The organism is Kitasatospora kazusensis, from assembly GCF_039529945.1.
Taxonomy (GTDB): Bacteria; Actinomycetota; Actinomycetes; order Streptomycetales; family Streptomycetaceae; genus Kitasatospora; species Kitasatospora kazusensis.
This window is the reverse complement of sequence record NZ_BAAANT010000084.1, coordinates 1-7783: the sequence shown is the minus strand read 5'-3', so window position 1 is coordinate 7783 and position 7783 is coordinate 1. Positions and strand designations below refer to the sequence as shown.

Here is a 7783-nt window from a genome sequence, read left to right as displayed (position 1 = left end):
GGGCGGCCCGGCAGGCCCGCATGCCTGCCGGGCCGCCCGCAGCTCAGGACCAGCCGGGCCTGTCGCGCCCGACCAACCGGCCACACCAGGTGGCCGGAGTCTGCGGGCGGCAGCGCCGGACCGGGTGCTCAACGGCCAGAAAATCGGGGCACTGGCTGTCCGTCCGTCAGGACGCGTGACTGGCCAGTGTGCCGGACCTGGCCGATGCTCTGTTGTGCAGCTCGGCGCACGTTGTGAGCGCGCGTGCGAGGTCGAGCGGACCGTCAGCCCGCAGAGCCTGTCCGGTCGGATCAGCTCCGCGTGTTGGCCGGCATTCGGCCGTCGTCAGTCGCGCCGGTCCCTCACAATCATGGACAGGTGGTCGGGACGCGGCACGGCAGCGGCGATCTCCCTGGGCGTGCTTCCGGGTTCGTGCTGGAGCTGCCAGCGGGGGAGGACGGTCGCCAGCAGGATGGTGATCTCCGTCCAGCTGAACGCGTCGCCGATGCACTTGCGGTTTCCGGCCCCGAAGGGGAGGAACGCCTGCCGGAGGTTCACGCCTTCGGTCCGCTCGGGCAGCCAGCGGTCGGGATCGAACCTTTCGGGCTGCGGGAACAGCCTCGGGTCCTGGTGCAGGGCGTACAGGCTGAAGGCGACCTCGGTACCTTCCGGCACGGTGACTCCGCCGATCTCCACCGGTTCGGTGGCCCGGCGCATGAGGAGGGTGACTCCGTGCAGGCGTGTCACTTCGTCGATTACGCGGCGGAGATAGGGCAGGTGCGTGACGTCCTCGAATGTCACGGGTCGATGACCCACCACCTCGTCGAGTTCGGCCAGCAGCTGCTTCTCGACCTGGGGGTGGCGGGCAATTTCATGGAACGCCCAGGCCAGTGTGGTTGCGGTGGTCTCGGTGCCGGCGAAAAGGATGGTGCCCAGTTCGTCCCGGACCTCGGTGTCGGTCAGAGCCTCGCCGGTGTCGGCGTCCCGTGCCGCGATGAGTGTGGACAGCAGGTCTGGCTGGTCACCATCTCCCGCCTGCCGGACTGCCGAGACCACTTCGTCGATGACCTTGTGCAGTTCCCGGGTCGCTGCATCGAACCGGCGGTTGGCCGGGATCGGCAGTCCGTCCAGGAGCCTCGGGGAGAGAGTGCGTATCAGGAGGTTCTCGATGATGATCGGAACGTTGCGCTGGACGACTTCGGCCGCCGGCTTGCCGATCTCGGCGGAGAACATGGTTTCGGCCAGGGTGGTGACCACCCATTGGGCCATCACCTCTCCCACATCGAGCGTTTGCCCCGCCTGCCACGAGTCCGCCAGTTCCCGGGCACGGCGGCCCATCAGCTCGGCATAGCCGGCAATGCGTTCGCGGTGGAACATGGGCTGCATGAGTCGGCGGTGCTGCCTGTGGACCGGGCCGTCGGACGTTGCCAGGCCGTCACCGACCAGACTGCGCAACCGGTCGAAGAACCGGCCCTTGTGGAACTTCGCGGCCTGGGTGACCATCACCTCCCATGCCAGCTCGGCGCTGTTGACGAAGACGACGGGCATGGTCCCGATGTCGACCCGGGCCAGGTCACCTGTGTCCCTGAGCTCTTTCAGGAAGGCCAGCGGGTCCCGCCACAGGGGCCAGGCGTGGCCGACCAATGGAAGTCCGCCAGGAGCTCGCGGTATGTTCTGCAGTCCGCTGCTTGGGCCACTGGTCACGGGGGTCCTCTCTCGGGATGCCGGGCGGAGTACAGATGCTGGACTCGATCAGCACCCGATGATCACGGTCACGGCCAATATCCCGAGTTGCCCGCACAGCGTCAATACCCGCTCCGTGTCAGCCGGCCATGTGACGGCCGGGTCCCCCGGGCAAGACAAGGGGCCGGGCCGCGGAGCAGTAGTCCGCAACCCGGCCCCCGGACCGCCTAGTGATCCCTGCGGAACGCTCCGATCAGCCGGCCCCACCAGGAGCTGCTGTACGGCACGGGCTCGGGAAGCGGGCCAGGGCCGGGTGCGGGTGCGTCAGCGTCATCAGGGGCAGTGGACGGCAGCTCTTCCCGTGCCGCCTGGCTCGCGGGCTTGGGCGCCGTGAACCTGACCGGAAGCTTTTCCAGATGGCTGGACGTCCATGTGGGAGTGCGCGGCCGGGGGGCCGCCTCGTCTGCGAGCGACATGTCGGGCAGGATCCGCAGAAGCTCGTCGATCCCGGTCTCGGCAATGGACCGGCCGATATCACCACCCGGGCATCCGTGCGGGCCGGCACCGAAGGCGAGATGCGCACGGTTGCCCGCCATGGAGGTGGACAGGTCCGGGCGGATCGCAGGGTCGGCGTTGCCGGCGGCCAGACCCAGCAGCACCATGTCGCCGCTGCGAATCATCTGGTCGCCGAGCTCCGTGTCGTGCAGCGCGTAGCGGGCCGGGAGCACCGCCAGCGGCGGCGTGTTCCAGAGGACCTGGTCGAGGGCCTCGAACAGGGTCATCTGTCCGCCGCGCAACTGGGCGGCTGACCTGGGCTCGGTGAGCACAACTTCGAGCATGTCGGTGATGAGGTTGCTCGTGGTCTCGTTCGCCCCCACGAGAATGAGCCGCAGGTGCTCAACGACCTCCTGGTCCGTCAGACCGGATTCGTGCGCCAGGAGCGTGGAGGCCAGGTCCTTCCCAGGCTGCGCCTTCTTCTGCGCAACAAGCGCTGTGAGTGCGTTGAGCACGTATTCGTTGCTGGTGACGGCTGTCGCGGTGCCCTTCATGAGGTCCCGGCAGGCCTCGACGAGCCGGGGACCTTCCTCCTCGGGCATTCCCACGAGCTGTGTGAGGACGAGCATGGGCAGCTGCTCAGCGAACTGGCTCACCAGGTCGGCGCGGCCCGACGAACCGAAACGCTCGATCAGCCGGCGGGAGTAGCGCTCGACGTAGCGGCGCACTCCGCGCAGTTCCAGGCCCTCAAGTGAGTCGCGGACTGCGGATCGCAGCCGAAGGTGGGCTGTCCCGTCCTCGAAATTGCACATGGGCTGGTACATCGCCAGCGGAGCCAGCGGGTGGTCCGCCCCGACCTGCCCGTCCTGGACGGCGCCCCAATTGCGGGGATTCGAGGCGAATTTCGAGGGGGTGGTGAGCACCTTCCGAATCTCCTGGTAGCCCAGGACCAGCCAGGCCGGAGTTTCTCCGGGAACGATGACTGGAGCCACTGGTCCGTGCTGGTCGCGCAGACGCTCGTACAGAAGCTTGGAGTCCGCCCCGAAGTCCGGGCCGTAGAGCCGTGTGGCGGCGGCACCGGGTACGTGAGCAGGACATCCCGGCGGTGGCATGACAGCCGGGGAACTGGCCTGGTCTGAGGTGGTGGTCACGAACCCTCCGGGTCACGGTGAACGGCGGGGCCGCCTCTGGGTTGGCGGTTGTCCCTGGAACTGCCGCGTGCGCGCACGCGGCAGCCCCGGGGAGCATATCCGCATCCGCTCAACAGTTCGGACAGAGGGGACGGATCGTCAGGTCCCCCTCAGGAGGGCAGTCTTGCAGCCAGTACAAGTCCGTCGTCGAGCTGGTCGTGGCTGTCGCCAGAGCCGGGAATCGCGGCAGCTGAGCGCCGGTCCAGCACACGCTCCTCCTCACGGCCCGCGGCACCGTCCATGCCCTCGCCGACGCCTGATCGCCCACGCACCGTCGCCTTTCCGCCACCCTCACCCACAGCACCCCTACCCACAGCACCCCCGCCCACAGGTCACCCAAGGGCGCGGCTCAGGTCCTGGTACGCCTCGCGGTACTCCCGCACCACGTTTCCCCGGTTTCTCAACAGCTCCACAAGGGCCCCGGTTTCCCGCGCTTCCTCCCCCGCGCCGTTTCCCTTCTTTCTCTTCCGGTTCTTCGTTTCCTCCTGCTGATTCCTGCCCTGGCTCTGGACCGGCTTCTGTTTCTCCACCTCGGCTTCGATCCAGGCGAACCAGACCTCGGGGAATCCTGCGGCGATGCCGTCGTACCAGGCGCGCGAGATGCCGGGGTGGTAGCGGAGGTGCTCGACCACATGCCGGGCTGCCAGGACTGCGGCGTGACGGATCGTACGGGCCTCGGTGATCGACGCGGGATAGAACTCGAATGTCTGAAGCATTCCCCGGCAGATCTCCCCGAACTCCGCCTCCCCTGGGGCTCCTCCCGTGGAGGCCGCTGCGACCGCGTTCTCCACGTTGTCAGGCCCTGTTCGGTCGGAGGTATTGGAGGAATCCGCCTCCAGGGAGGTCCAGGGGAACTTCGATCGAAGCTCGACCCAGGTTTCACAGACGTCCTGCAGCTCCTTGATCTGCCTGCCGTCCAGCTTCAGCTCCCACGGCTTGATCAGGTGTGTGCTCGGATCCGCCTCCCTGCCGGTGGGGTCGTGGTCGTAGTAGACCCAGCTGCTCGGATCCGCTGCTTTGAGGCGTGCGGCGTAGAGAACGCCTGCCACCGGGTGCCCGCCGCGCGTCGTCGCCGCGTCACATCTCCCTATCGCGTTCTGAACGGCACCCGGGAGCTGCTTCCTCACGTCCCTGGACCCCGTCTTGTCGGTATCCCGCCAGCCTCGGTGGGCGTACCACTGGGTCAGGAGCTGGTCGAGGAAGACGAACTGGCCCCTGATCGCCGCCCAGGCCTCCGACCACGTCCTGCCGGACAAGAGCCGGACAAGCATGTTCTGAAAGACCGTATCGGATGTGACATGGGCTCTCTGCAGGCCGGTCGGGAACTTGTTCTCCACTGCCACCGGGTGAGCGCTGCGAACAGCCACGACCTCGGTGATCCTGGCCTGCATGCAATCGAACTCCTCCATCTCGTGCGGACTCTCCTCAAAGGAGATCTCGACCGTTCTCTGGACCGGCGAGTGACCGGGGCGGTGGATGACGGGCACCCCTCTACGGCTCTCCGGGGCGCTGCGCAGGTCGGGCGATCCGCGCATGACACGCGTCGCGTTCTCTTCGGCGGCCTGCTCGAACCGGTCTGAGGGGTCGGAGACCTTCAACCCCTCGCCGTGGTCGGTCCCCGCGACGGGCCCCGTGCGCTGCTGGATCACATGGGTCAGTTCATGCGCCAAGGTGTGCTTGTCCGCTCCGCCTGCCCCGATGACGACGTGGCGCCCGGAGGTGTAGGCGCGGGCCCCGACCTCGGCCGCCGAGCGGGCCGCGCCCGCGTCATCATGCAGACGCACGTCGGCGAAGTCCGCCCCGAGCCGCGTTTCCATCTCCGAGCGCAAGCCCTCGGGCATAGGCCGGCCCGGGGACCGCAGCAACTCGTGCACGCTGGAGCGCTGCACCGCAGCAACCCCGGCGGGCCCACCGGCGGATTCCGGGTGGCCGCACGACGGGCCGTGTGCGTGCCGCCCCTGCTGCTCCAGCAGCCGCGCGACTGCGGCGTTGCCGATGGTTCGCTGCAGGGCCAGGACCAGATGCGGGGTCAGCGCGCCTCCTGCGGCTGCCGTCTGGGCGGATCCGCGCTCCGTGGTCCGCCGCCCACGCACAGGCAGTGGCGCATCGGCCTGGTTCTGGGGCTGCTGATCATAGGAGCGCACGTACACCTCTTCCCACCGTGACGCACCACGGTCACGGCACGCGACAGATCTACGGCACAGCCCGAGGAGCGCGGAAGGGCCGTACGGGCTCGTGCAGGGGCAGAGCTTTCGGCACCTTTGGACGCCCCGGCTGATCGGAAGTGGCCGGGTGGGCCTCCGCCCTGACCAGTAGTACTGGAAGGCCCGTTACCACGAGTAATTGTCAAGAGTCGTGGATCCGTTGGTAGCCGTGCGTCTGGGGCTGCGGCAGCCCGCCGTCAACGAGGGGATGCCGCAGCCCCGTGCGCCTGAGTATCCGTCTACTTCGGTTCCGTGGTGATCAGTCGGGCGAGCAGGGCGCTCAGTTGCTTTCGTTCGGCCGGGGTCAGCGGGGCGAGCAGGGCGTCGTTGGCCTGGTCGCCCCGCTCCTCCAGCCGGCGCAGCAGAGCCCGGCCGCCCGTGGTGAGCGCGAGCGCGTTCTTGCGGGCATCGCGTGGATCCCGGGTACGGCTGATCAGCTTCTTGGCTTGCAGCTCGTTGAGGACCGTGACCATGTCCTTGGGGTCGATCCGCACGGTGCGTGACAACTCGGCCTGTGCGATGGGGCCGAGTTCGGCGATGCCGCACAGTACGGCGTGGTGCGGCATCCGCACACCCTCCTCGGCCAGCTGCTCGCTGACCAGACGGTGTCCGAGGGCCGCGGCGCGGCCCAGCAGCCAGCTCGGCAGGGTCTGCAGATGGCTGAGCGGCGCGGGGGTTGTATGCATGGGACCAGCCTAGCCGAATTCATTGGACCCCCCAATGGATTCGGTTTATCGTTGGGTGGCCCAACGGATTGCAGGAGAGGGAGGCGCACATGCGCAAGGTCAGGTTCCAGCCGCAGGACACCGTCGAGCCGTTCAGGATCGACGAGGTGGCCGCACCGGTCCCGGGCCCCGGACAGCTGCTGGTGAACACCGAGGTCGTGGGGGTGAGCCTGGGCCTGGTCAGGATGCTGCGCGGGGGCACGGTGCCGGCAACCGGGCCCGGGGGCGAGATGGTGGGGCGGGTCGCTGCCCTGGGAGCGGGCGTGGAGGGCTTCCGGGTCGGAGACCGAGTGGGCGGGGTGGTGTTCGAGGACGTCTACGCCCAGTCGGTGCTCGCTACCCCGGCAATGGTCACTGCTGTCCCGCCGCAGGTGACCGCCGCCGAGGCGCTGGCGCTGGTTCGCGGCGGCCTGGTCGCGCTGAGCGCACTGCGCGCCGGGCGCTTCGAGCAGGGCGAGTCGGTCCTGGTCACCGCAGCGGCCAGCGGTGCCGGGCACTTGGCCGTCCAGTTGGCTAAGACTCTGGGTGCGGGCCGCGTGGTCGCGGCGGTCAGGTCGGCGGACAAGGCTGATTTCGTGCGTGGGTGCGGCGCCGACGAGGTGGTGATCTATTCACAGGACTCCTGGGGCGACCCGGTGGACCTGGTCCTCGACGGAGTCGGCGGCGATCTGGTGCAGCGGGGCGTGGACGCCCTCTCGCCCCACGGCAGGCTCGTGGCGTTCAGCGCGGGCGGCGGCACCGTGGACGCCGGCAGCCTGCTCGGCGGCCTCAAGTCGGTCATCGGGTTCTCCATCGGACTGATCAGCCGCCGGCAGCCCGAACTGATCGAGCAGCGCAGGGCCGAGCTGTGGGACCTTCACGCCGCCGGCCGCCTACGCCCGGCCCATGAGGCCCTGCCGCTCGATCAGATCGCCAAGGCTGTCGAGCTGATCGAATCCCGCGGCAACCTCGGCAGGGTCCTGCTGCACACGACCTGACCGCCCGGCCCGCTGCCCGAGCAGCGGCCCGCGGCGCGCGGCGCGTTCATGCCGCCACCAGCGGCTCGGGCCGATCGACGAGCCCGCCGCGTTCGAAGCGGGCCCCGGCCCGCACCAGGGCGACGAGTTGGGGTGCGTTCACGGCCCGCCAGCGTTCCTGTGCGGACTCGATGAGCTTGAAGACCATGGCGAGTGCGGCGGCCTGGCTGCCTGCGCCCTTGGTGACCGTAGATCTCCTGGATCGCGCGTTTGGCGGCGGGCTGGGCCGACTTCGGCAGCGCGTCGAGGACATTCGCGGTTTTGTGCACCCAGCACCGTTGGTGGCGGGTATCGGGGAACACCTCGCTCATGGCGTTCCAGAAGCCGAGCGCCCCGTCGCCAACAGCCAGGACCGGGGCCCGCATGCCCCGGCGGGCGCAGTCCCGCAGCAGGCCTGGGCTTGATCCGCTTTGACGGACACCTGAGATCAGGGGCTTCGGCCCCGGAAGGATGATGTCCATCATGGAGAGCATGGGGAAGAAGAAGCCGCG

Annotated in this window: 5 protein-coding genes and 1 pseudogene; 1 reads left to right on the top strand and 5 read right to left on the bottom strand. The window is 68.8% G+C overall.

What is annotated here, in order from left to right; all coding sequences use genetic code 11:
• Positions 1-324: 324 nt before the first annotated feature.
• The 4 genes from ABD330_RS31590 to ABD330_RS31575 all read right to left on the bottom strand — a co-directional run bounded on the left by ABD330_RS31590 (position 325) and on the right by ABD330_RS31575 (position 6237).
• Positions 325-1683: a cytochrome P450 gene (locus ABD330_RS31590; protein WP_344469747.1), complete on the bottom strand. Its 1359-nt coding sequence runs from the start codon at positions 1681-1683 to the stop codon at positions 325-327.
• 206 nt (positions 1684-1889) lie between these two features.
• Entirely contained in the window at positions 1890-3308 is a 1419-nt protein-coding gene (locus ABD330_RS31585; protein ID WP_344469746.1) for a cytochrome P450, read from the bottom strand.
• A 371-nt stretch (positions 3309-3679) separates the two neighbouring features.
• Positions 3680-5176: an eCIS core domain-containing protein gene (locus ABD330_RS32610; RefSeq protein WP_425555719.1), complete on the bottom strand. Its 1497-nt coding sequence runs from the start codon at positions 5174-5176 to the stop codon at positions 3680-3682.
• 614 nt (positions 5177-5790) lie between these two features.
• Complete coding sequence (locus ABD330_RS31575) at positions 5791-6237, bottom strand: MarR family winged helix-turn-helix transcriptional regulator (RefSeq protein ID WP_344469745.1); 447 nt, start codon at positions 6235-6237, stop codon at positions 5791-5793.
• Positions 6238-6326: 89 nt separating this feature from the next.
• Here ABD330_RS31575 and ABD330_RS31570 point away from each other — a divergent pair, with 89 nt between their 5' ends.
• Positions 6327-7253: a quinone oxidoreductase family protein gene (locus tag ABD330_RS31570; RefSeq protein WP_344469743.1), complete on the top strand. Its 927-nt coding sequence runs from the start codon at positions 6327-6329 to the stop codon at positions 7251-7253.
• Positions 7254-7299: 46 nt separating this feature from the next.
• On the opposite strand, the pseudogene ABD330_RS31565 reads toward ABD330_RS31570, so the two are convergent.
• Positions 7300-7783: pseudogene (locus ABD330_RS31565) on the bottom strand (transposase); the annotation flags it as partial.

Excerpts from the sequence above, each read along its gene's own strand:
- ABD330_RS31575 (WP_344469745.1), bottom strand. The coding sequence starts at position 6,237 with ATGCATACAACCCCCGCGCCGCTCAGCCATCTGCAGACCCTGCCGAGC.
- ABD330_RS31570 (WP_344469743.1), top strand. The coding sequence starts at position 6,327 with ATGCGCAAGGTCAGGTTCCAGCCGCAGGACACCGTCGAGCCGTTCAGG.